The sequence below is a fragment of the Pseudomonas monachiensis genome (assembly GCF_047345015.1).
Taxonomy (GTDB): domain Bacteria; phylum Pseudomonadota; class Gammaproteobacteria; order Pseudomonadales; family Pseudomonadaceae; genus Aquipseudomonas; species Aquipseudomonas monachiensis.
In genome coordinates, this window is sequence record NZ_CP178857.1 from 2319818 (window position 1) to 2342067 (window position 22250).

The window sequence follows — 22250 nt, forward strand, 5'->3', positions numbered from 1 at the left end:
TTTGTTTACAAGACATCAAAATCGCCAGGTCATGTTTCCGCTCAAGGCTTGAATCCAGGCATTGTCGAATTGACCGGATACTCGATTGCCCGATACGGATTTGGTCTGCTCAACCGGCATGTCGCCGAGCCAGACCATGGCCCAACTGACGTTGACATCGGTGTCCTTGTCCAGAGCATAGGTGGCCCCGGTGGCAATACGCCAGGATTCGTTCATCGGCACGACTACACTGCGGTTACTGTCCGAGACGGCGCTGCTGTCGTAAGCCACGCCGAAGTTCCACAACCACTGCTCGGTGGCCTGGTATTGCGTGCCAAGGGAGAGGTGCCAGGTGTCCTTGAAGCCGGCGTCGACGGTCTTCGATTGCGAGCCGAACGCCGTGGTGTCGACCTCTACGGCGATGTCGCCGAATTCCGACCAGTCCTGCCAGTTGGCCGAGGCCAGCAGTGCCCATTGTCGGTCCAGTTGCTGGAACAGGCTCAGGGTGACGGTTTGCGGCACCTTCATGTCCAGTTCGGTGTTGGTGTTGTTGACTCTGTCGAGCAGACGTCCGTCGCCCTTCACATCAAGCCTGTCCTTGAAGTCCAGGTCGACCTGGCTGGTGTAGGTCAGGCCGATGCGCGTGCCGGGTTGCGGGGCGTAGATCACACCGACGTTGGCGCCATAGCCCCAGGTGTTGTCCTGATACTTGTATTGGCCGTCAGCGCGGTCAGTGAAGCCGAAAGGGGAGCGGTCGATGGCGGTGTCGGCCTGCAACATGCCGTACATGGCCTTGACGCCGAGGCCGACCGACCACTGCTCGTTGAAGCGATACGCCACGCTCGGTACCAGTGACAAGCCGAGCAGGCTGGAGTTTTGTGCGAAGTAGCGGCCGGACCAGTCGTTGTCGTAATTGAGCGCCAGGCCGAAGTCACCATAGGAACCGAAACCGACGCTCCAGTGCTCGTCGAGTTCATGGCTGATGAAGAAGCTGGCGCCGGGCATCGGATCGAGGGCATTGCCACTGCCTGTGCCCGGGGTGTTGGTGCCGGAGTCGCGGTCGAAGCTCAGGTCGCCGTACAGCACCTGCAAGCCACCGGTGATTTGCGTGCCCGGCAGAAAACTCATGCCCGCCGGGTTGCTGGCGATGGTCGAGGGGCCTTGGGCACGGGCGGCGGCACCGGCGTTGGCCAGGCCGGCGTTATCGGTGCCGATTTCATAGAGCATGATGCCACCGGCCCAGGCTTGTTGGCAGCACAGGGCAAGAAGCGCAGAAGTGGGCAGGGCAGCTGTTTTTATTGGCATTGAAATCCCTCAGCAATTGTCCATTTCGAATACGGGTGGACTGCACCAGCCACCCGTGGATTCGGCTGTTATTTGGCCATCTCTGCCCGAGCCGCGGCGATCTTGGCTTTAACCGAGTCGAGGTTGAAGCTTGCGCCTTTTTGCATCGGCGGGAACTCGATCGCCGTTTCCGCCAGTTTGGCCACCTGTTGCTGGACGAACACGAAGCGCCAGAACTGGAACTTGAACCAGTCGAAGTACTGTTGCGAACCCTGCGCGGCCTGGTTTTCCGGCCAGCCCATGCGCTCGAACGGGTCGAGTCGAAGGTTGGTCAGGATCGGCACATCCACAGCAACTTTAGCTCCCATCCAGCCACCCGGTTGGTCGATGAAGCGATATTTGTAGTCGTCTATGCGCACTGCACCCAAGGCGCTCTCTCCAAAGTAGAAGATTTCATGGCGGTTCGACGGTCCTTTTCCGGTGATCATTGGAGTTTGATCATAGCCGTCCAGATGAACTTTGTAGGTGGTGTCGCCCAATTGTTTGCCTTTGAGCAGTTCGGCGGTAATGTTCGGGTTGCCCGCCGCCGCGACCAGGGTCGGGAACCAGTCCATGCCGGACATGATGCCGTTGGCGACCTGGTTGGCCGGTACCTTGCCCGGCCAGCGAATGATCGCCGGCACCCGGAAGCCACCTTCCATCACCGTGCCCTTGCCCATGGCAAACGGCGTCGTACCGCCATCGGGCCAGGTGAAGTTCTCGGCCCCATTATCGGTGGTGAAAATGACGATGGTGTTGTCGTCCATGCCGTCTTTTTTCAGCTTCGCCAGGACGTCGCCGACGATGTCATCGAGCTGCGCCATGCCGGCTTCCTGTTCCGACCAGCCATTTTCCGAGTTGCGCATGGCCTGGTACTTGTCGGACAGATGCGTGACGATGTGCATGCGGGTCGGGTTGAGCCAGACGAAGAAGGGTTTGTTGTCCTGTTTGGCCTTGTCGATGAACGAGAAGGCCTTGTCGCGAATTTCCTCGTCGACGGTTTTCATCCGCTCCGGATAGAGCGTGCCGGCGTCTTCGATTTTCTGCTTGCCCACCTTGCCCCAGCGTGGCATCACCGTCGTGTCATCGGTGGTGGAGGCCCAGCTGTGGACCATGTTGCGTGGGCCGACACTGTCCAGCAGCTCCTTCGGATAATTGGGGTGCGCCGGGTCTTCCATGGCATCGAGGTGGTAGAGGTAACCGAAGAATTCGTCGAAACCGTGGACGGTGGGCAGGAACTGGTTGAGGTCACCCAAGTGGTTTTTGCCGAACTGGCCGGTGGCGTAACCCATGGCCTTGAGGGCGGTCGCGATGGTCACGGCTTCGGCAGGAATGCCCACGGGCGAGCCAGCCTGGCCGACGGTGGTCATGCCTGTACGAATCGGCAGTTCGCCGGTGATGAAATTGGCGCGTCCAGCGGTGCAACTGGCTTCGGCGTAGTAATCGGTGAAACGCATGCCTTCATTCGCCAGTTGGTCGAGGTTGGGGGTTCTGCCGGCCATCATGCCCTGGTTGTAGACGCCGATATTCGACCAGCCGATATCGTCGCCCATGATCACTAGAATGTTGGGGGCCTTGTCGGCGGCCAGGGCCTGACCGGGAAACGCCATTGCAGACAGTAAAAGGGGGACTGCAAACATCGAGGAAAAGGTTGTCCGGTTCATGTCGAGCTCCTGCGCACTAGCGTGAGTACATAGAGACGAGCCCCCAACCGTCGTTGAAATGCGTTACCCCCCGCGAAGAGCGTAGGTTTGAATTTCGAAATATCCAGTAGTGAATAGTCAGAAAGTTAGTGTTTCAGGCACATTGCCGCGAAATGGCTTTCCGGCAATGGCGACGTCAGAGGGGAAGGCAGACGTTTGTGTTACCAGCGAAACATCGGCAGCGGCCGCAGCGGCGAGCGGATGAGCTGCCGGGCGGAAAGCTTGATCAGCATCGAGTGGAAACCGTGATCGGGAAAGGTCGCCTGCACGGTTTTGATGAAGCTGCGGGGCAAGCCGAAACGCACCAGGCCCAGGGATACGTCCACCAGGTCGGCCTGGCGGAAGGGTTCGACACTGTCGGCGTAGACACCGCGATACCGGCGCAGCTTGTGATGCTCAAGTATCAGCGCGCTGACTTCATCTTTCAGTTCCGGTCGTTGCCGGTTGTCGAGGTACTCGGTGGCCAGGGCGATGGACGGGGGCAGGTAGTCGAGGGTGTCATCGGTCCAGATACCCAGGTCATGAAACGCCGCCGCGATTTGTACCGCGTCCGGGGGCAGGCCTTCGGCACCACGCAGGGCACCATGGAAATTCAGCACCCGGTAAATATGGTTGCGGTAGCCCTGAAGGTCGGCCCCGATGGCCAGGGCGAACGAAGTGAGAATCTCGTCGGTGAGGGGGAGTTCGAGAAGAGGTGTCATCAGGCGTCACGCAACAGGTCGTTGGCATTGAGCAGGTCGTAGGCGATCTCCGGGCGCTTTTCCATGGCCCGGCGAATGGCGGCGGGGATGTTGGCGCGGGTCTTGCGGCACAGCCCCGGCAGTTCGCCAACCTGGATGCCGATGCCGCGCATGGTGCGCACTTCGTTGAAACCGGGGGCGATGTGCACGCGGATACCCAACTGTTCGAGCATGCGCCGTTGCAGGTGCTCCAGATCGCTCAGGCTCTGCAGGTTCTCCAGGCGCTCGATCAGGCGTTTTTCTTCGTTGCGGGTCAGAAACAGAATGCGCAGGTCCGCCCCTGGTGTTTCCAGCAGCGGGTCGCGCCCGCAGTCGCAGGCGCCGGGCGGGCAGGGTGAGCGGATCGCAGCAGTGGTGGTCATGGGGATCAATCATAGAGCGCAGTGATCGAGTTTGCCCATAGGGATTTTTGGGGGGATGCAAAGCAATGTGGGAGCGAGCTTGCTCGCGATGGCGTCGTGTCAGGCAACAGTGATGTTGACTGCAAAAACGCTATCGTCGGAGCGCCGCCCGGAGCAAGCTCGCTCCCACAGGTGTTGCGGTGAAACTGCGTGACCTATTTCAGTACCAGCATCCGATAAACGCCGTCTTCGACTTCGATCCCGTGGGTGTCATGGGTGAAGCCGGGGAAGGATTTGTCGAAGGCTTCCAGTGCCTTGAGATACGCCAGCAGCGGACCGTCCGCCGGCCCTGCGTTCTCACCCGGCATCAGCAGCGGGATGCCGGGTGGATACGGCACGATACCGGTCGCGGCAAGACGCCCGGCGGCTTCGTTGAGCGTCACCAGCTCGATGTCGTTGCGCACCAGTTTTTCGTAGGCCTCCACCGGGCTGAACTCGGCTTTTGGCAAGGTGCCGAAGGCCTGGGACATGTTGGCGGTGGTCTTGTGCTTCTTCATTGCGGCGAAGATTTCGTTGGCCAGATCCTTCAGGCCCATGCCGGCATAACGATGCTGGTTGGCGTTGTACAGGTCGGGCAGGCACAGCTCGAGCTCGGCGTTGTCGTCGTAGTCACGCTTGAAGTCGAGCAGGGCGTTGAGCAGCGTGCCCCACTTGCCTTTGGTGATGCCGATGGAGAACAGGAACAGGATGGTGAAGTCGGTGGTTTTCTCGACCACGATACCCTGACGGCCCAGGTACGCCGTGACCACGCAAGCGGGGATCCCGGAGGCGAGCAGGTTGCCGTCGTCACCCATGCCCGGGCTGAGCACCGAGACCTTGATCGGGTCGAGCATGCAGTAGCCGTCTTCGATGTCGCCGAAGCCGTGCCAGACCGCGTTCGGGTGCAGGACCCAGCAGTTCGGGTCGGTTTTCAGCGTGGCCGGGTCGACCTCATGGAACGGCACGGTCGCTGCGCCAACCTGTACGGTCGGCGGCTGCCAGCAGGTGAAGAACCAGTCGTCCTTGCTCAGCATCTCGTTATGCATGCGCGAGAGCACCTGGCGGAAGCTGATGGCTTCTTCAATCGACTCGTTGGTGAGGATCTGCCCGCTCGGTGCCTCCATCATCGCCGAGCTGACGTCGCAGGACGCCATGATCGCGTAGTTCGGCGAGGTCGAGGCGTGCATCATGTACGACTCGTTGAAGCGCGCATGTTCGATCGGGTTACGCCCGTCACGCACGTGGATCATCGAGGCCTGGGACAGGGCGGCCAGCAGCTTGTGAGTCGACTGGGTGGCGAACACGGTCGGCCCGGACTTGTCATGATCGGCCGGGTCGCCGTGCATGGCATGGCGTCCGCTGTACAGCGGGTTGAAACGCGCATAACCGTACCAGGCTTCGTCGAAGTGCAGGCGGTCCACGCTTTCACCCAGCAGTTCTTCGACGCGGGTGACGTTGTAGGTCAGGCCGTCGTAGGTGGAGTTGGTGACAATGGCGTGCACCGGCGTCGGGTCGATGCCTTGCTTGACCAGCGGGTTGTCGGCGATGGCGGCTTTCACGCCTTCGGCGCTCAGGGTCTGCGGCAGGATCGGGCCGATGATGCCGTAGCGGTTGCGGGTCGGTACCAGGTAGGTCGGAATCGCCCCGGACAGGGTCATCGCATGCTCGGCGGACTTGTGGCAATTGCGGTCGCACAGGGCGATCTGGTTGCGCGTGACGCTGGCCATGAGGATGACGCGGTTGGACATCGACGAGCCGTTGGTCACGTAGTACGTGCGGTGGGCGCCAAAGACCTTGGCGGCATAACGTTCGCCCTGGCCGATAGGGCCGCTGTGATCGAGCAGCGAACCGAGTTCGCCCACCGAGATCGACAGGTCGGAGCGCAGCAGGTTTTCCCCGAAGAACTCGTAGAAGGCCCGACCCGCTGTGCTTTTCAGGAACGCGGTGCCGCCGGCATGGCCTGGGGTGTGCCAGGAGTATTCATAGCTGCGGGCAAACTTCACCAGCGCGCCGAACATCGGCGGCAGGGCGGCCTGGCGATAGCGCTCGATGGCCGCCAGGATGCGCCCGCTGAGGAAGCGGGAGGTGTCCTCGGGCAGCCAGATGAAGTCGTCGGCGTGCTGCATGACCAATAACGGAATGCTCGACGCGGTGGTACGGTCGCTGATCAGGAACACCGGCACGCGGGTGTTGCGCTCGCGCAGCTTGACCAGCAATTTGGTGCAGTCGGCGTGGCCTTCGCTGGTGTCCATTTCCCAACGGATCAGCACGCATTGAATGGCAGGGTCCGAGCGCAGGATCGAGGCGGCATCGGTGAGGCTTTCCGAGGCCAGTACGCTGACACCACGTCCCTCTACGTCCTGGACCAGTTGGTCCAGGGCGCGGCCAAACACCGTTCGCTTGTCCGGCGGGCTGCTGACCAGTAGCGCCAGCATGCCCAGCGAGTGTTTATATTCCGTCATGCTTGAACCTCCATAGTGGCTGTATTCAGATTGTTCACCGGCACTGGCTCGGCAGTGAGGTGCTGCGCGCTGACGGTTTGCGTCGGTACGCTGTTGTTGAGTGCTTCGAGGCGGATCAGGCGGTTGTTGACGAAGCCGAACAGGGTGTAACCAACGATCGTGGCCACGCCGCCCAGCATCAGTGCCTGTTCACCGGAACTGTACAGTGCCAGGTAACTGTAGGCCGCCGCGATCAGGGCGATGACGTTGGTGGCCAGTGCCTTGCCTTCCGGCACGTTGGAGACTTTCTGCATGGTCATCAGTGCGGCCATGGACAGGATGTACGGCACCAGGTTGGTGACCACCGCGAGGTTGACCAGGGTGTCGAACTGCTTGCTCAGGTCGGGGCTGATGGTGAGCAGGGCCAGCGCGGTCTGTGCCGCCAGCAGCACCAGCATGCCGACAATCGGCGTTCCCGCTTTGTTGCCCTTGGCAAAGATCGGCAGGAAGTAGCCGGTGTCGGCCGAGCTTTTGTACACCTGGGCGATGGTGAACTGCCAACCCAGCAGCGAACCGATGCAGGCGAGCACCATGGCCGCCATCACGATATCGCCGACCATTGGGGTGAACATCTTGGCGAACACCAGGCCGAACGGCGCGGTGGACGTGACCAGTTCTTCGTTGCCGACGATGCCGAAGATGACGTTGGTGGAGACGATGTAGATCACCGCCGCCCCCAGGGTGCCGCCCAGCACGGCAATCGGTACGTTGCGCTCAGGGTTTTCCACCGCGTCGGTGTTGGCGCAAGCCGATTCCAGGCCGAGGAAGGCCCACAGGGTAATTGCCACCGAGGCGCCTGCCGCTTCGAACCAGCCCTTGTCGTGGGGGTTCCATCCAGCGGCGTAAACGCTGCTGTCGAACCAGAACCAGCCCACCGTGGATACCAGTACCACCGGTGCAATCACACCCCAGACCGTGACCGCGCCGATCCGGCCGGTAATGCGGGCACCGCCAAAGTTGGCGAAAGTGGTGATCCACAACAGGGCAATAGTGGCCAGGCCTACTTGCAGCGAATCAAGCTTTATCCCGAACAACACCTGGATGTAGCCGACGGCGGTAATACTGATCGCCACGTTGGCAATCAACAGCGAGAGACCGTAGGTGTAGTTGGTGATGTAGTTACCTGCTTTACCGAAGGTGTATTCGGCATAACCGCCCATGCCGCCGGTCTTGCGGCTGAGCATCCCGCATCGCGCAAAGGCGTAGGCCAGAGCGAGGGAGCCGGTGGCCGTTATCAGCCAGGAGAGGATAGAAATCGCACCGACTTCGGCGAGTTTAGTCGGTAGCAGGATAATTCCTGAGCCCAACATGTTGACGGCGGTCAACATTGTCAGTTGCCCCACACTCATTTTCTTTGCGACTGACATTCCGTTGCCTCACTTAGTTGGCGATTGAGAACCTTAGCTATAGCAAAGGTTTGAAATCCCGCAAGAAATTGACGACCCCCCATCCGGCTTTTTCATTTATTTGCAAAAAAGGCAGGATGCTGGCCCCCAAGTTTCAAAGTTATCTGCAAAATTACTTGGTTTTCAATTGGTTAGATAGGTCGAAATGCGCAAGATATGGATCGCATTAGTCCCGCTAGTAGTTGCGGGCATAGCCACTTCGGTTCAAGCAAAAGAACTGGCCGCCAAAGATCAGTACATGTGCAGTTGGGGGGCGGGCACCGCTGCAAGGGCACAGGAACTCAAGCTCTCAGGGGTTTCCTTGTATGCCGCCCGGCAGAAAATCCAGGTCTACAAGTTCGCTAAAAGCTGGATGCGCATGATGGCTCTTGGCATTACAGAGCAAACTTATGACAGTCCGTCGCGATTCAAACCGGCTGCTGTACGCCAGAGCTTTTATGAGGACTGCGTCAGGTACAAGTTGGCGCGTAAATAAAGAAGAAGCGGGCGTCGGTCGGATCGACCGCCGTGCGGGGCTGTGACGACTATATTGATTGACCATCCCAGCGACCCGATGGGGTGAAACCGGTTTTTTACAACTCAATCAGGAGGTCATCATGAGCCAGATCGATAAAGTGTTGTACACCGCCCAAACCCACACCACCGGCGGGCGTGATGGCGCGTCCCGCAGCTCCGACGGGATCCTCGACGTGAAGCTGTCGTCGCCGGGTGCGGGCGGTGGCGGAACCAACCCCGAGCAACTGTTCGCTGCCGGGTGGTCAGCCTGTTTCATCGGCGCCATGCAGGTTGCAGCCAGGGAAATGAAAGTGGCGCTGCCCAAGGATGTGGCGGTCGATGCCGAGGTTGACTTGGGCACCAATGAAGGCGGCTACCTGCTGCAGGCGCGGCTCAATGTCAGCCTGCCGGGGCTGGACCGTGAAACCGCACAGAAAATCGTCGACACCGGGCACCAGTACTGCCCGTACTCGAAAGCCACGCGCAACAACATCAATGTGGTGCTCAAGCTTGTTTAAGTTGACGTGAAAAGGTCTTGATCTAAAAAAAGATCGCAGCCTGCGGCAGCGCCTACGAAATCGGTGTAGGAGCTGCCGCAGGCTGCGATCTTTTTTTTGTGTTGCGATACTACGAGAAATTCAATTCATCTTGCTGTGATCATGCATCATCGTGCCGTGATCCATGGTGTTAATCGCTTTGGCAACGGCTTCTACCTGAATCGACTCTTTCTCGCCCTTGGCGTTTTCGACGGTCAGGGTCAGTGGCACCTTGTCGCCGTCCTTGATCTGGCCTGTGAGGTTCATCAGCATGATGTGATAGCCGTTGGGATCGAAGCTCACCGGCTTGCCGGCCGGCAGAGCCACGGAGTCCACCTGCTGCATCTTCATCACGTCGTCTTTCATGCTCATTTCATGAATCTGCACCAGCTTGGCGACCGGCGTTTGCACGCTCAGCAACTTGCTGTCGCTGCTGGCGGTGACGGTCATGAAGGCGCCGCTCGACGGCTGGCCGGCCACGGTGGCGCGGACCCAGGCGTCGTCGACCCGGGTTTGTGCCGAGACCTGAAGGGCCAGGCCGACCAGGGACAGGCCCAGTGCCAGTTGCTTGCAGCGTTGCACGAAGCGGTTTTTAGCCTGCGGGGCATTCATTTCAGCAAACCTCCATCACGGTGAGCAGGTCTTCTGCGCACTCTTTGGCCGTCAGGGACGCGGACAGTCCCAGGCGCAGATTGCCCCGGGAGTCGAAGACATAGCTGGTCGCGGTATGGGAGAGGGTATAGGTATCGCCGCTTGGGACTTTCTCAAAGAACACGCCGAATTCCTTGGCGGTGGCGGCGGTTTCTTCCAGCGTGCCGTACAGGGCTTCGAAACTCGGGTCGAAAGCCTTGACGTACTTGTCGAGCAACTCTGGCGTGTCGCGTTCAGGGTCGAGGGTGATGAAGACCACCTGCAGCCTTTCGCCATCGCGGCCCATTAGTTTCTTGGCCTGTGCGGCGCGGGCCAGGGTGGTCGGGCACACGGCCGGGCACTGGGTGAAACCGAAGAACACCATCGGCATCAGGCCGCGATAGCTGCCCAGCATCCGGGTTTCGCCCTCAGGGTTCTTGAGCTTGAAGTTACGCCCCATGATCTTGTCGCTGAGGTCCTTGCCGTAGTTGAACGACAGCTTGCTGCTGTCGTCGCAACCGGCGAGCAGGCCCAGGCTCAACAGGCCCATGCCTTGCAGGACAGTCCGGCGGGTATACAAAGTACTCATGAAAAAAAGCATCCTGTTGAACAGGCTGAAATGACAGCGTGATGACTGTACAGACGAAAAAATCGCAGGGATGTTAACAAACTGTGCCGGTGCCGGAGGTGCGGATACGACCATTGGACCGGCGCACAGGCGTGACATAGTGTCGCGCTGTCAGGGTGAAAGTGCTCTTGTGGCGAGGGAGCAAGCTCCCTCGCCACAAAGGTTCAGGGCAATCTGTCGGGTCGTTTTAACGACGCAGCTTCGCGCAATGATCCTGTTGCGGTTGCGCAGCGGTGTACCACACGTAATCCGCACTCTCGGCGGTCACGGTCTTGCCCGCTTCGGCCAGGATCAGCACCGCATTCCCTTCACCGGCACCCAGATCCTTCAGGTGCAGCGGCACCCCCAGGTCCTTGCGCACGTGGAAGGCACCGGCCAGCAGCAACGCAGGCTTCGGCGCGGCCATCAGGCGCTCGGCCATGCGCCGGTCACGTTGCTGCTGCACGGCGAGCATGGCCGGCATCTGCGCTTCGGGCAGCAGGCCGCAATGGGATTCGCGGATGTCGTCCAGCAAGGTCGCCTGCACCTGTTGAGTGGTGGATGCTTGCCCCGTGAGTAGCGGGCGCTGTTTGTAGATCTGCATGATCTGCGCGCGGTCCAGGTTCGCCGCCAGCAGCGGATACGGTTGCCGCAGCGCGTAGTTGACGGGTGCGCCATAAACACTCCAGTCCCAATTGGCCTGCCAGGCCAGCGCCTTGAACGCATCGATCGGTGGCTGGCCCGCGCGGGTCGCAGCTTGCGCGGCATCGACCCTGGCCTGTTGATCTGGATTGAGCATTTCCATCAACAAACTGCCTTGTGGGCGTTGCGCCGCCAGTTCGCGCAGCAGCCACAATTGCAGGGCGTGGTGGTCCGGGTTGTCGTGCTGTTCGCCGACCAGAACACGCGGCGCAGCGGCCAGGCGTTCGACCAGTTCTTGTGGCGTCAGCGTACGGCCCGTGGCGAGTTCGCGAATGACCCCGAGGTCGGTGTGATCACGGCCTTGCGGGGCGATCGGCGCCGGCAGTGGGGTGACCTGATGGGTTTGGCAGGCAGCCAGCAGGCTGAATGCACAGAGCAACACAAAGCGCATCGGTTTTCCTTATTGGTCTCAGCGCGCGATGATCAACGGGTGGCCACGTTCCGGGTGTTGCTGAATCAGCACTTCCAGACCATACACCGCCGCCAGCGCCTCGGTGGTCAGCACCTCTGCCGGTGGACCGTAGGCGTGGGGCAGGCCCTGTTGCAACAACAGTAGTTGATCGCAGTAACGTGCGGCCAGGTTGAGGTCGTGCAGGATCACCAGCACCGCGGCACCACGCTCGGCGAAGTCGCGCACGGCTTGCAAAATAGTGTGCTGGTGCAGTGGATCGAGCATCGATGTCGGCTCATCGAGCAGCAGGGTTTGCCCTTCGGCACCTGGCCAGAGCTGAGCGAGCACCCGCGCCAGATGCACGCGCTGGCGTTCACCGCCCGACAGGGCCAGGTAGCTGCGTCCGGCCAGATGAAGGGCATCGGCGGTCTTGAGCGCCTCGGCGACGATTTCGGTATCACGCACGCGGCCGCTGGCGTGGGGCAAGCGCCCCATGCCGACGACTTCATTGACCGAAAACGCAAAGTTCAGGCTCGAACTCTGCGGCAGCACGGCCAGGCGTTTGGCCCGTTCCTGACCCGGCCAGTCGGCGAGTGGACGCTCGTCGAGGCTGACCCTGCCTTCACTGGTCGCCAGTTCACCACACAAAGCCCCGAGCAGGGTGCTTTTGCCGGCACCGTTCGGCCCCAGCACGCCTAGCACTTCACCGGGGCGCAACTCGATATCGATGTTTGCCAGTACCGTGCGGTTGCCACGACGTACCAGCAAGTTGTTTGCCCGCAGCATCAGGAACGCCCTCGCACAAGCAGATATAGAAAGAACGGAGCGCCGATCAGTGCAGTCACGATGCCGATGGGCAGTTCGGCCGGCGCCAACAACAGGCGCGCCGCCAGATCGGCCAGCAACAACAGGCTGGCACCGGCCAGCAACGAGGCGGGCAGCAACACCCGGTGATCCGGACCCACCAGCAGGCGCATCAGATGCGGCACCACCAGACCGATAAAACCGATCAGCCCGGCCGCCGCGACGGCCGCGCCGACGCCGAGCGCCGTGCACAACACCAGCTCAAGCTTGATCCGCTCGATGTCAAAACCCAGGTGACGCGCTTCCGATTCACCCAGCAGCATGGCATTGAGCGCCGCCGCGCGACGGGGCAACCACAACGCCACGCCTACGGTGACAATCAACAGGGGCCACAAGCGTGGGTAACTGGCACCGTTGAGGCTGCCCAGGTTCCAGAACGTCAGGGTGCGCAAGGTCGCATCATCGGCCAGGTAGGTGAACAGACCGACCCCGGCACCGGCCATGGCCGTCATCGCCACACCCGCCAAGAGCAGGGTGGCGACGTCGGTCTGCCCATTGCGGCGACCGAAGCGATACACCACTATCGTGACGATCAAGCCGCCGGAGAAGGCGCTCACCGACAGCAGATAAGGTTCGATGGCCGGCGGCAAGCCACCGAGCAGGCTGCCGCCGACGATGGCCAGGGCGGCACCCAACGCCGCACCACCGGAGACGCCGACCAGACCCGGGTCGGCCAAGGGGTTGCGGAACAACCCCTGCATCGCCACGCCGGACAGCGCCAGTACCGAACCCACGGCGATGCCGAGCAAGCTGCGCGGCAGACGAATCTGCCCGAGGATCAACTCCGCCTGCTGCGTGTCGCCACCTTCGAGCGGCAACCCCAGCAGACGCATCCCGGCCAGCAAGGTGTCTCCCGGCGGCAGGCTGACCGGCCCGAGGGCCAGGGACAGCCAGAACACCAGAACCAGCAACAACAGCAAAAAGATCAACGTCGGACGCGGCCGAAAAATGGCCGTCATGGGCTGATCCCGGCGGTCCGCGCTTTGGCGTCCGGGTAGAACGCCGTGGCACGGGCCGGCAGTGTCTTGATACGCATCGGGACTATTCCTTGGCCGATCAGAGGGGTTCGTAGCGGGTGATGATGCCATCGACGCCCGGCTTACGCACACGCCACGGTTCGGTCACGCCAGATCAGGTGTTTATGTATGGCGTTATCGATCATGAGGAGAACTTGTGATCATCAAGATTAAAATGAGTTTGTCTCACTCGCTGGCACTGTCGACAATGGCCCCATTGAACGCATTGGAGTTATTTGACATGGCTGTGGCCCATTCCCTTGGATTTCCGCGCATTGGTCGCGACCGTGAACTGAAAAAGGCGCAAGAGGCGTTCTGGAAGGGCGAACTCGACGAAGCCGGTCTGCGTACCGTGGGCCGCGACCTGCGCAAGACCCACTGGGACTTGCAGAAAAACGCCGGTATCGAGCTGCTGCCGGTTGGCGACTTCGCCTGGTACGACCAGGTCCTGACCCATTCGTTGATGTTCGGTGTGATCCCGGAGCGTTTCCGCCCGCACGATGGCAAGGCCAGCCTGCAAACCCTGTTCGGCATGGCCCGTGGTGTGAGCGACAGCTGCTGCGGCGGCGCGCACGCCCAGGAAATGACCAAGTGGTTCGACACCAACTATCACTACCTCGTCCCTGAATTCAGCGCCGATCAGCAGTTCCAGCTCGGTTGGGACCAGTTGTTCGAAGAAGTCGAAGAAGCCCGTGCACTGGGGCATAACGTCAAGCCGGTGATCATTGGCCCGCTGACTTACCTGTGGCTGGGCAAGGCCAAGGGCGCCGAATTCGACAAGCTGGAACTGCTGGATCGCCTGCTGCCGCTGTACGGCCAGATCTTCCAGCGCCTGGCGGCACAGGGTGTCGAATGGGTGCAAATCGACGAGCCGATCCTGGCGCTCGACCTGCCACAGGCCTGGAAGAACGCCTTTGAGCGGGCCTACAACCTGATTCAGCGTGACCCATTGAAGAAGCTGGTTGCCACTTACTTCGGTGGGCTGGAAGAGAACCTGGGCCTGGCCGCCAACCTGCCGGTGGATGGCCTGCACATCGATCTGGTGCGTGCGCCTGAGCAGTACCCGACCATCCTCGATCGCCTGCCGGCCTACAAAGTTCTGTCGCTGGGCGTGGTCAACGGCCGTAACGTCTGGCGCTGCGATCTGGAAAACACGTTGGCTACCTTGCAACATGCTCACGAGCGTCTGGGGGATCGCCTGTGGGTCGCGCCATCCTGTTCGCTGCTACACAGCCCGGTTGATCTGGAGCGTGAAGACAAGCTCGATGCCGAACTGAAAAGCTGGCTGGCGTTTGCCGTGCAGAAGTGTGAAGAAGTCGCGGTGCTGGCTCAGGCTGTCAGCGAACCGGAAGCGCCGAAGGTGCTGCAAGCGCTGACTCACAGCCGCGCCGTGCAGGCCAGCCGTGCTGCGTCGCCACGCATTCATAAACCGGCCGTGCAGGCGCGGGTTGCTGCCATCACCGCCCAGGACAGCCAGCGTCATTCGCCGTTTGCCCTGCGTATCGAGAAACAGCGCGCCGGCCTGAACCTGCCCCTGTTCCCGACCACCACCATCGGTTCGTTCCCGCAAACCGCGTCGATCCGTCTGGCTCGCCAGTCGTTCAAGCAAGGCAAGCTGACCGAAGCCGAATATACCGAGGCGATGCACAGCGAGATTCGTCACGCCGTGCAAGTGCAGGAGCAGCTAGGCCTGGACGTGCTGGTGCACGGTGAAGCCGAGCGCAACGACATGGTCGAATACTTCGCCGAGCAAATCGACGGCTACGTGTTCACCCGTTTCGGTTGGGTCCAGAGCTACGGTTCGCGCTGCGTGAAACCGGCGGTGATCTACGGTGACCTGAGCCGCCCGAAAGCCATGACCGTGGAGTGGATCCGCTACGCCCAGGGCCTCACCGACAAGGTGATGAAGGGCATGCTGACCGGTCCCGTGACCATGCTGATGTGGTCGTTCCCCCGTGAAGACGTGAGCCGCGAAGTGCAGGCTCGTCAACTGGCTTTGGCCATTCGCGACGAGGTGCTGGACCTGGAAACCGCCGGGATCAAGATCGTGCAGATCGACGAGGCCGCGTTCCGCGAAGGCCTGCCGTTGCGCCAGGCGCAGTGGCAGCACTACCTGGACTGGGCGACCGAAGTGTTCCGCCTGTGCGCCTGCGGCGTGCGTGACGAAACCCAGATCCACACCCACATGTGCTACAGCGAATTCAACGATGTGATCGAGTCCATTGCCGCCATGGATGCCGACGTGATCACCATCGAGACCTCGCGTTCGGACATGGAACTGCTGGACGCGTTCGAAGCCTTTGCCTACCCCAACGAAATCGGCCCGGGCGTGTACGACATCCACTCGCCAAGGGTGCCGGACTCCACGGAAATGGCCAACCTGCTGCGCAAGGCCGCCAAGCGCATTCCCGCCGACCGCCTGTGGGTCAACCCGGACTGCGGCCTGAAGACCCGCGGCTGGCCGGAAACCGAAGCGGCGCTGGTGCACATGGTCAACGCTGCGCGCCACCTGCGTAAAGAATGGGCCTGACGCTTTAGTGGATGCGCCACTGAACCTGTGGGAGCGGGCTTGGTCCGGGCGGCGATCCGACGAAGGCGGAGTGTCAGGCGACATCGATGTTGAATGTGCCGGTCTCTTCGCGGGCAAGTCGGATCGCCGCACCGCCACTCCCACAGGGATTTTCGGCGGGCACAATAACTGTGTGCGTTGTTAAAACCACTCAGCGCCGTGGCTCGGCCACCAACAGCAATGACTGCGGCACGGGGCTTTGCGGGTGCTGTGGCTCCTGCAGGCTGGCAAGAGTAAATCCCGCCATGTCCAGCGCATTCAGCCAACTGGACAAGGTACGGAAATACCACGGCATGGGCTGCCACTGCCCCTTGAACGTGGAGAATGTCTCTTCCCGCCAGCCATCCTGATAATCGCCCGCCGCAGCCGCCCACGGGTGCAGCGTCTGGATCACCAGCGCGCCGCCAGGGGCGAGCAGGGTGTTCATGGCGGCGAGCAGGGGGATGATGTCCTGGTGCAGCAGGGCGAAGTTGGCGCAGATCAGGTTGTAGTCGCGGCCGATGTCGACTTTCGCTTCCAACAACTGTTCATAACTCGCCAAATGCACCGGCGCAGCGCCCGCCGCCCGCGCCGCCGCCACCAGCGTCCCATCGCCATCCACGCCGACCGCCTCGATACCCCGGGCTGTCAGCGCACGCAACAACCAGCCTTCGCCGCAACCCAGGTCGAGCACACGCTCGGGCTGACGACCCAGCACCGCCAGCACGATGGCCTGGTCGGTGACCTTTTGGCGGCTTTCGATGGTGCCCGAGCGTATGGCGTCGATCCAGGCCCGGGCGTTGTGGTGCCAACTGTCGAGGAGGGTGGTTTCGGGGGCTGACATGGTCGATGTCCGGCGTGATGGGTTGGATGAAAGGATAGGGCAAGGGTTCCGATCGTCCATTCTACTGGTTTGTTTTCAGCCGGTTTTACCCGGCACCAACGACAGACTGTCCTCAGTAGTTCATCCCGTCATCGATCGCGATGCCCTTGGCGCGCATGGCCTTGATCAACCCGCTACGGGTGCCGGGCAGGTTGAGCATGGTCTTGGCCCGTAACTCTGTGACTTCTTCGGTGGTGTAGGGCTGATAGTCGGCCGGCAGACTGTCGCCCGCCATGCCGTCTTTGCGCATCAGCCAGTTGAGCAAGTCCGCCAGTTGCGCGTTGTTCAGCGCCGACTGCGACATGCCCGGCACCCGCACGAGGAATTCTCGGCCACCGGGGACTTTCAGGAAGTTGCCGACAAAGCCTTTCATCCGTGGCGTGTCGTTGGCGGCCGAACCCGTGCCGTCGCCCAGGTGGCAACCGGCGCATTGCAGCTGGTAGTTCACGCCGACGCTGTAACCGGCCTGGGCAATCGGGGTTTGCAGTGATTCATTGCCCGGCGCGTGATGCTGGTTCGGGTCGGGAATGGCCCGGGCATAGGCGAGCGGGGCGCCAAGGGCGCAGACGAGACCGAGGAGTAGCAACTTGCGCATGACTGAGCACCTTTTGCTTGTTGCGGGCGAAAGTTAAAAAAACAGCCGGACAAAATAAAAAAGCCGCCGATTGCGCGAACAACCGGCGGAAAGCGCGTTTGTTTTAAACGGCGACGCCGCGGATGACCGAAACGGTGCAGTGATAGATGTGGGATTTGGCGGCCAGGCACCAGTTCACATCGTTGTTGTTGAACGGGCGGTAGGCCGGTTCTTCACTGTCGTTGCGGGTGCAGGCGCATTGGGCGCAGCTTTGCTTACCGCAGCAGTCGTTGTACGAAATGATGTAGTCCTTGCCGTCGGCCGGGTTGCGGCAGGTGCCGATCCAGGTCACTTGCGAGGCTTCGGTGCCCGGTGGGCAGGACGTCACCGACCCGCCGCAGCAACTGCACAGAAAGCCATCGATGGAACAGTAGCGCCAGTAGTCGCAACTGTTTGGATCACCCGGGTCGCCGGCCTGCGCGGGTTCCGCGGCCAGAGCCTTGCTGGTGCGGTCCAGCGGCAGCAGCAGGGGCAGGGCGGCACCGGCCACCATCAGCGAACCCATGCGTGCCAGCAATTTACGACGCGACGTGGTGTCGGCGACACGGCGGGACGAACGCTCAAACAACAGATCCAGCAGTTTCATAAAGGTCTCCCTGCCTTATCAGTGGCTATGGCCGTGGCTGTGGTCGTGATCGTGGGTGTGCGGTTGGGCATTGAGGTACTGCTGCAGCGTGGCGTGCTTCAAGTGCTCGACTTCAAACAGGCTGTCCAGGTGCTCGCGGGAGTTGACCAGGCCTTTGGCGCGCAGGGTGCCGGCCTTGTCGATCAACGCGGCGTACGGCAGCTTGCCGATCTGGTAGGTCATACCCACTTCCGGGCCGACCACATAGGTGGTGTCTTCGAGTTTATGTTCGCGGATCAGCGCTTGCTGGGCATCCATGTCGCCGTCGCTGACGAACACCACGTCGAGCGTGCCGGCCTGTTCCTTGGCGATGGACTTGATCGCCGGCAGCAGCGACTTGCAGATCGGGCAGGTCGGCGAGAGGAAGAACAGCAGTTGCGATTTCTCGCCGGCATAACCGAAGTTCACCGGACGACCGTGACGGTCGCTGGCAGTGACTTGCGGCGCGGGTTCATTGACCGCCACGCCTTTGTCGACCATCAACGCGCCGGCCGGCGCCAGGCGACCGTGCAGCACGCCAATCTGCCGCACCAGGCCCATGACGACAAATGCCACGGCCACCAGCAGCACCCAGAGCAGAACGTTGGAAACAATCAAGCCTTCCATTTCGATTACCTACCAATCAATTTGAGCAGAAGAGGGGAGTTCGCCAGCAGGCCATCGGCCGCGGCGTAGATGAGCAGCGCAACGGCGGCCGCAGCCAGGGTCACGAAGCCATCGAACAGGTTGAGGTCGCGGGCAACCGGCGCCACGCTGGCCACCAGCGCCAGTAGCACCAGCGCGCTGTTACGTGCCAGCAACACCGGGCGCAGCGGCTGTGCCTGGTCGGGGCCGGCACAACCGCAATCAATGTCGGCGCGACCGCGCCACAGGTTGATGCCGATGGCAGCGGCGTACAGCGCCAACAGGCTGGCGGCGCTCAACGCGGCATAACCACGGCTGACCGGCACCAGCAGGGCAAAGGCGATGGCCAGTTCCAGCAGCGGCACCAGCCGTGCCGTCGGGCGCACCAGCGCCTCGGGCAGCAGTTGATAGTCCGCCACTTGCCGGGCGAAGCGGGCCGGCGCGCGCAACTTGTGGGTCGCGGCGCTGGCCAGCAACACCGCGATGGCGACGGCGCTGGCAATGATGAAGATCGGATCTGTGTGCATGGCCGAACCTCTTAGTAGCTCAGGACCTGAGTCGCGGTTTTGGCGACTTTCGGCATGCTGCCGGTGAGCTTGTTGGTCTTCAGATCGAAAATCTGCAAACCGCCTTCCACGTCGGTGCCAAGCAACAACGGCTTGTCGTCGCCAGTGGCCTGCATACTCCACACCGGAACCGGGGCTTCCAGGGTCGCCACCTTCTTGTGGGTCTTGAGGTCAAACGCCCAGATCAACGGGCTCGGGTCTTCCCACTTCAACGGTTCGTGGGCGTCGTGCATCAGCACGTACAGGCGGTCCAGTTTTGGTGCCACGGCCATCAACTGCCAGCCCCCCGGCGCCCAACCGGCTTTCTTTTCCTCGTCGGAAACCAGCGACCAGGACGGCAGGACCTTCGGCGCATCTCCAGCGAAATCCACCGGGCGTACGGTGCCGGTCGTGGTGGTGAAGTAGTAGGTATCGCCGACGTTGACCGCGCGCTCTACCAGTTTTTCCGCGTTCGGATCAAAGAACGGCGTGCGGCTGCGCGCGGTTTCCTGGCCCTGATCGTTGAGGGTCACCACCTGCAGGCTGCCGTCGCCGCACAGCGAGGCGAAGCGGCGGTTGCCGACCGGGTAGTTGAGTACGCAACCGGGGATGGCGATTTCCGTGGCAACGGCCTTGGCCTGGGTATCGACCACGGTCACCGACGTCGACGGGGTGAAGTTGTAGACGTAGACGAACTTGTCGTCGCCGCTCGGCTTGAGCGAGTAACGCTGGGTCAGCGATTCGGCGCGCTTGTTCGGGATCAGCACTTCCCAGGCCGGCGACAGGGTCGAGCTGTCCCACGCGGTGAGCACGTCGGTGCGGGTGCCGCGGGTGCCACGGGAATACCAGATGTCCGCACTGTAGAGGGTTTTCTTGTCGTGACTGAGGGTCGACGGCGCCGCGAAACCGGTCGGCACCATGCCGAGGATGCGCTTCTGGTCCGGGTCGACCACGGTCACGCGGCCCGCCACGAAGCTGTCGAACTCGACGTCGATGACAAACGCGCGGTGAGCTTCGGGTGGAAACGCCAGAACGGTCTGGCCAATCGTACCGGCGGGCAAGTCCGCGCGGGCACTGTTCAAACCGAGTACAAGCAGGCTCAGGCCTAGCGCTGACTGTACGGAGATCCTGTTTGTTCGCATAAGGGGAACTTCCTGAATTGTTGGTAACGCGGATCGCGGGTGCTTTGGCAGATTTTTACCCTTTGATTCTGCCGTGCCCCGCGATCGCGAGAATTGCCCTGCCTGCCAAGTGTTTGTGTGTCTGTGCCAGTCGTATGGAAGAGCGAAAAGATCGCAGCCTGCGGCAGCTCCTACAGGGCAATGAGGTCCCCGTAGGAGCTGCCGCAGGCTGCGATCTTTTGCTTTAGACGAGGGAAGCGAGGGGAAGGGAGAAGCTGAAAACAGCGCCGCACGGCTCCAGGTTTTGCGCCCAGATATCGCCACGGTGGCGGCCGATGATGTTCTTGCACAGCGCCAGGCCGATGCCGTTGCCGCTGACCTTGGACGAGAAGAAGCCGTCGAACAGTTTCTCTTGCGCCTGGGCCTGGATGCCGCGCCCGCTGTCTTCAATGCGCACCAGGGCCACATCGTTCTCGCGGCTGGCATGGATACGCAACAAGCGTCGTTCGGTAGGCAGGTCGGCCATTTCTTCGATGGCGTTGAACGCCAGGTTGAGGATCACCTGGCCGATCAGCACCTTCTCGCAACTCACCCGCAGCGGTTCTGAGGTGGTGACTATTTCCACGCGCACCAGGCTCGGATCGGCCCGCAGGCTGATGAAGTAGCGGGTTTCGCGCAGTAGCTCATTAAGGTCGAGCAGCTCTTCGCTCTGCTCCAGCTTGACCACGTAATCGCGCACGCTCTTGATGATCACCGAGGCGTGTTCGATCTGCCGCACGGCGCTCTGCAAGCCCCAGGCGACGCCTTGATCGGTTTCGCCGGCGTTGCCCAGGCGAATCACCGCGCCTTCAATAAAGTTGCGGGTCGCCGCCAATGGCTGGCTCAACTCGTGGGCAATCGCCACGGCCATTTCACCCATGGCGTTGTAGCGCGCCAGGTATTCGAGTTTCTGCTCGCTGACCCGCCGCGCCTCTTCGGCCTGCACCTGTTCGGTCACGTCGCGGAACAGTAGCAGGTGGCCGACCAGATCGTCCTCGATCTCGATGTAGCGGCAGGTTGCGTCATGCCAGCGCCATTCGCCATCGCGGCGCTGCACCTTGTAATGCACGTTGAACGGCGCGTGCTTCGGTCTCTCCTGGGCAAGCTGTTGCAGCAGGCGCTGGCCGGATGCGTCGTCGCACCAGGCCAGGAAGTTCTTGCCCATCAGCTGGTGCACTTCGCTGTTGAGCAGGTGCGCGCCGGAGTCGCTGATAAAACCGATATCACCCTCGGGGCCGAGCACCGCCACGCCTTCGGCCAGGTCCTGCATGAAGGCCTTGAGCCGGCTCTCGAAACGCTTGAGGTCGCGCTTGACCTTGTCTTCCTTGGAAATGTCGCGGAACTGCACCATCAGCACATCGCGATCGTCCAGGTGCACCAGGGTCGCCACCGCCTCGGAAAGAATCTCCACCCCTTGCTTGGAGCGATAGCACCATTCGATGGCCCGTTGCCCGGTGCGCGCGGCGCCTTCCAGCCAGCGCAAGCCCACCGAGCGTCGGTACTTCGGGGCGTCGCGGGTCATGTCCGGGGCCTTGAGCGGCGTCAGTTCTTCCAGGGTAAAGCCCAGCGCCGCCAGGGCAGCGCCGTTGGCCCAGAGAATTTCCTTGGTGTGCGCGTCATGAAGAATGATGCACAGCGGCATGGCTTCGATCAGCGCATAAAAGTCGTTCGGTTTTGGCTGGTACATCGCACGGCCCCTGGCGGCAGAGATTTGCAGTATGGCGTTTTATACCTGCTCGCACAGCGGGATGCGCTCAGAGGTAATCGGTGGCGGGCTAGGGGATTTCTTTAGCGGGGGGGTTGCACGCACCAATAGTTGTGCCGGGACGCGGTTTTTACACTGGACCTCAATGCAAAGGCATCCACACATCTTCTCTGTAGGAGCTGCCGAAGGCTGCGATCTTTTGATGTTGATTTGTCGGGATCAAAAGATCGCAGCCTGCGGCAGCTCCTACAGG

At 61.5% G+C, this 22250-nt stretch carries 21 protein-coding genes; 3 read left to right on the forward strand and 18 right to left on the reverse strand.

Features of this window, described 5'->3' with window-relative positions:
* Positions 1 to 15: 15 nt before the first annotated feature.
* From ACMDB8_RS10535 to potE, 6 genes are all read right to left on the reverse strand, one after another.
* Positions 16 to 1284, reverse strand: a complete 1269-nt coding sequence (locus tag ACMDB8_RS10535; protein ID WP_409079414.1) for an OmpP1/FadL family transporter — start codon at positions 1282 to 1284, stop codon at positions 16 to 18.
* 68 nt (positions 1285 to 1352) lie between these two features.
* A complete protein-coding gene (locus ACMDB8_RS10540; protein WP_056723126.1) occupies positions 1353 to 2966 on the reverse strand; it encodes an arylsulfatase in 1614 nt (537 codons plus the stop codon).
* 200 nt (positions 2967 to 3166) lie between these two features.
* Entirely contained in the window at positions 3167 to 3706 is a 540-nt protein-coding gene (locus ACMDB8_RS10545) for an HD domain-containing protein (protein WP_056723124.1), read from the reverse strand.
* The gene (locus ACMDB8_RS10550; protein WP_056723123.1) at positions 3706 to 4107 is read right to left on the reverse strand and encodes a hypothetical protein; all 402 of its coding nucleotides are present in this window, start codon (positions 4105 to 4107) and stop codon (positions 3706 to 3708) included. Before ACMDB8_RS10550 ends, ACMDB8_RS10545 begins: the two co-directional genes overlap by 1 nt.
* Positions 4108 to 4301: 194 nt before the next feature.
* A complete protein-coding gene (locus ACMDB8_RS10555; RefSeq protein ID WP_056723121.1) occupies positions 4302 to 6587 on the reverse strand; it encodes an Orn/Lys/Arg decarboxylase N-terminal domain-containing protein in 2286 nt (761 codons plus the stop codon).
* Positions 6584 to 7993 (reverse strand): putrescine-ornithine antiporter, encoded by a 1410-nt coding sequence (potE, locus tag ACMDB8_RS10560; RefSeq protein ID WP_056723119.1) that lies wholly within the window; start codon positions 7991 to 7993, stop codon positions 6584 to 6586. Before potE ends, ACMDB8_RS10555 begins: the two co-directional genes overlap by 4 nt.
* A gap of 184 nt (positions 7994 to 8177) precedes the next feature.
* On the opposite strand from potE, the gene ACMDB8_RS10565 reads away from it, so the two are divergent.
* Positions 8178 to 8507 (forward strand): hypothetical protein, encoded by a 330-nt coding sequence (locus ACMDB8_RS10565; protein WP_056723118.1) that lies wholly within the window; start codon positions 8178 to 8180, stop codon positions 8505 to 8507.
* 121 nt (positions 8508 to 8628) lie between these two features.
* Entirely contained in the window at positions 8629 to 9045 is a 417-nt protein-coding gene (locus tag ACMDB8_RS10570) for an organic hydroperoxide resistance protein (protein WP_046040328.1), read from the forward strand.
* Positions 9046 to 9165: 120 nt separating this feature from the next.
* Here ACMDB8_RS10570 and ACMDB8_RS10575 read toward each other — a convergent pair whose 3' ends face one another.
* From ACMDB8_RS10575 to ACMDB8_RS10595, 5 genes are all read right to left on the reverse strand, one after another.
* Positions 9166 to 9675 carry a copper chaperone PCu(A)C gene (locus ACMDB8_RS10575; protein ID WP_056723116.1) on the reverse strand — a complete coding sequence of 170 codons (510 nt, stop codon included), beginning with the start codon at positions 9673 to 9675 and terminating at the stop codon, positions 9166 to 9168.
* 1 nt (position 9676) lies between these two features.
* Positions 9677 to 10282, reverse strand: a complete 606-nt coding sequence (locus ACMDB8_RS10580; protein ID WP_056723114.1) for an SCO family protein — start codon at positions 10280 to 10282, stop codon at positions 9677 to 9679.
* Positions 10283 to 10508: 226 nt separating this feature from the next.
* Positions 10509 to 11393 carry a ChaN family lipoprotein gene (locus ACMDB8_RS10585; protein WP_223542128.1) on the reverse strand — a complete coding sequence of 295 codons (885 nt, stop codon included), beginning with the start codon at positions 11391 to 11393 and terminating at the stop codon, positions 10509 to 10511.
* 18 nt (positions 11394 to 11411) lie between these two features.
* A complete protein-coding gene (locus ACMDB8_RS10590) occupies positions 11412 to 12179 on the reverse strand; it encodes a heme ABC transporter ATP-binding protein (protein ID WP_056723110.1) in 768 nt (255 codons plus the stop codon).
* Positions 12179 to 13216: a FecCD family ABC transporter permease gene (locus ACMDB8_RS10595; RefSeq protein WP_409079415.1), complete on the reverse strand. Its 1038-nt coding sequence runs from the start codon at positions 13214 to 13216 to the stop codon at positions 12179 to 12181. Before ACMDB8_RS10595 ends, ACMDB8_RS10590 begins: the two co-directional genes overlap by 1 nt.
* A 298-nt stretch (positions 13217 to 13514) precedes the next feature.
* Here ACMDB8_RS10595 and metE point away from each other — a divergent pair, with 298 nt between their 5' ends.
* The gene (gene metE, locus ACMDB8_RS10600; protein WP_409079416.1) at positions 13515 to 15803 is read left to right on the forward strand and encodes a 5-methyltetrahydropteroyltriglutamate--homocysteine S-methyltransferase; all 2289 of its coding nucleotides are present in this window, start codon (positions 13515 to 13517) and stop codon (positions 15801 to 15803) included.
* Positions 15804 to 15993: 190 nt separating this feature from the next.
* On the opposite strand, the gene ACMDB8_RS10605 is transcribed toward metE, so the two are convergent.
* The 7 genes from ACMDB8_RS10605 to ACMDB8_RS10635 form a co-directional block, all read right to left on the reverse strand.
* Positions 15994 to 16665, reverse strand: a complete 672-nt coding sequence (locus ACMDB8_RS10605; protein WP_056723106.1) for a class I SAM-dependent methyltransferase — start codon at positions 16663 to 16665, stop codon at positions 15994 to 15996.
* A gap of 112 nt (positions 16666 to 16777) precedes the next feature.
* Complete coding sequence (locus tag ACMDB8_RS10610; RefSeq protein WP_056723103.1) at positions 16778 to 17299, reverse strand: hypothetical protein; 522 nt, start codon at positions 17297 to 17299, stop codon at positions 16778 to 16780.
* A 103-nt stretch (positions 17300 to 17402) separates the two neighbouring features.
* Positions 17403 to 17924 carry a methylamine dehydrogenase light chain gene (locus tag ACMDB8_RS10615; protein ID WP_008050506.1) on the reverse strand — a complete coding sequence of 174 codons (522 nt, stop codon included), beginning with the start codon at positions 17922 to 17924 and terminating at the stop codon, positions 17403 to 17405.
* A gap of 18 nt (positions 17925 to 17942) precedes the next feature.
* Positions 17943 to 18569 (reverse strand): methylamine dehydrogenase accessory protein MauD, encoded by a 627-nt coding sequence (gene mauD, locus ACMDB8_RS10620; protein ID WP_056723101.1) that lies wholly within the window; start codon positions 18567 to 18569, stop codon positions 17943 to 17945.
* A gap of 5 nt (positions 18570 to 18574) precedes the next feature.
* Positions 18575 to 19114, reverse strand: coding sequence for a MauE/DoxX family redox-associated membrane protein (locus ACMDB8_RS10625; protein WP_409079417.1), 540 nt, complete (start codon positions 19112 to 19114; stop codon positions 18575 to 18577).
* Positions 19115 to 19125: 11 nt separating this feature from the next.
* Positions 19126 to 20274, reverse strand: coding sequence for an amine dehydrogenase large subunit (locus ACMDB8_RS10630; RefSeq protein ID WP_056723097.1), 1149 nt, complete (start codon positions 20272 to 20274; stop codon positions 19126 to 19128).
* 223 nt (positions 20275 to 20497) lie between these two features.
* Entirely contained in the window at positions 20498 to 21979 is a 1482-nt protein-coding gene (locus ACMDB8_RS10635) for a PAS domain-containing sensor histidine kinase (RefSeq protein ID WP_409079418.1), read from the reverse strand.
* Positions 21980 to 22250 lie beyond the last annotated feature (271 nt).

Bases quoted from the DNA above. Each gene is read 5' to 3' on its own strand.
- ACMDB8_RS10565 (WP_056723118.1), top strand. From the start codon at position 8,178: ATGCGCAAGATATGGATCGCATTAGTCCCGCTAGTAGTTGCGGGCATA.
- metE (WP_409079416.1), top strand. From the start codon at position 13,515: ATGGCTGTGGCCCATTCCCTTGGATTTCCGCGCATTGGTCGCGACCGT.
- ACMDB8_RS10625 (WP_409079417.1), bottom strand. From the start codon at position 19,114: ATGCACACAGATCCGATCTTCATCATTGCCAGCGCCGTCGCCATCGCG.
- ACMDB8_RS10575 (WP_056723116.1), bottom strand. From the start codon at position 9,675: ATGAATGCCCCGCAGGCTAAAAACCGCTTCGTGCAACGCTGCAAGCAA.
- ACMDB8_RS10540 (WP_056723126.1), bottom strand. From the start codon at position 2,966: ATGAACCGGACAACCTTTTCCTCGATGTTTGCAGTCCCCCTTTTACTG.
- mauD (WP_056723101.1), bottom strand. From the start codon at position 18,569: ATGGAAGGCTTGATTGTTTCCAACGTTCTGCTCTGGGTGCTGCTGGTG.
- ACMDB8_RS10595 (WP_409079415.1), bottom strand. From the start codon at position 13,216: ATGACGGCCATTTTTCGGCCGCGTCCGACGTTGATCTTTTTGCTGTTG.
- ACMDB8_RS10630 (WP_056723097.1), bottom strand. From the start codon at position 20,274: ATGCGAACAAACAGGATCTCCGTACAGTCAGCGCTAGGCCTGAGCCTG.
- potE (WP_056723119.1), bottom strand. From the start codon at position 7,993: ATGTCAGTCGCAAAGAAAATGAGTGTGGGGCAACTGACAATGTTGACC.
- ACMDB8_RS10585 (WP_223542128.1), bottom strand. From the start codon at position 11,393: ATGCGCTTTGTGTTGCTCTGTGCATTCAGCCTGCTGGCTGCCTGCCAA.
- ACMDB8_RS10605 (WP_056723106.1), bottom strand. From the start codon at position 16,665: ATGTCAGCCCCCGAAACCACCCTCCTCGACAGTTGGCACCACAACGCC.
- ACMDB8_RS10555 (WP_056723121.1), bottom strand. From the start codon at position 6,587: ATGACGGAATATAAACACTCGCTGGGCATGCTGGCGCTACTGGTCAGC.
- ACMDB8_RS10635 (WP_409079418.1), bottom strand. From the start codon at position 21,979: ATGTACCAGCCAAAACCGAACGACTTTTATGCGCTGATCGAAGCCATG.
- ACMDB8_RS10535 (WP_409079414.1), bottom strand. From the start codon at position 1,284: ATGCCAATAAAAACAGCTGCCCTGCCCACTTCTGCGCTTCTTGCCCTG.
- ACMDB8_RS10580 (WP_056723114.1), bottom strand. From the start codon at position 10,282: ATGAGTACTTTGTATACCCGCCGGACTGTCCTGCAAGGCATGGGCCTG.
- ACMDB8_RS10590 (WP_056723110.1), bottom strand. From the start codon at position 12,179: ATGCTGCGGGCAAACAACTTGCTGGTACGTCGTGGCAACCGCACGGTA.
- ACMDB8_RS10610 (WP_056723103.1), bottom strand. From the start codon at position 17,299: ATGCGCAAGTTGCTACTCCTCGGTCTCGTCTGCGCCCTTGGCGCCCCG.
- ACMDB8_RS10550 (WP_056723123.1), bottom strand. From the start codon at position 4,107: ATGACCACCACTGCTGCGATCCGCTCACCCTGCCCGCCCGGCGCCTGC.
- ACMDB8_RS10570 (WP_046040328.1), top strand. From the start codon at position 8,629: ATGAGCCAGATCGATAAAGTGTTGTACACCGCCCAAACCCACACCACC.
- ACMDB8_RS10545 (WP_056723124.1), bottom strand. From the start codon at position 3,706: ATGACACCTCTTCTCGAACTCCCCCTCACCGACGAGATTCTCACTTCG.
- ACMDB8_RS10615 (WP_008050506.1), bottom strand. From the start codon at position 17,924: ATGAAACTGCTGGATCTGTTGTTTGAGCGTTCGTCCCGCCGTGTCGCC.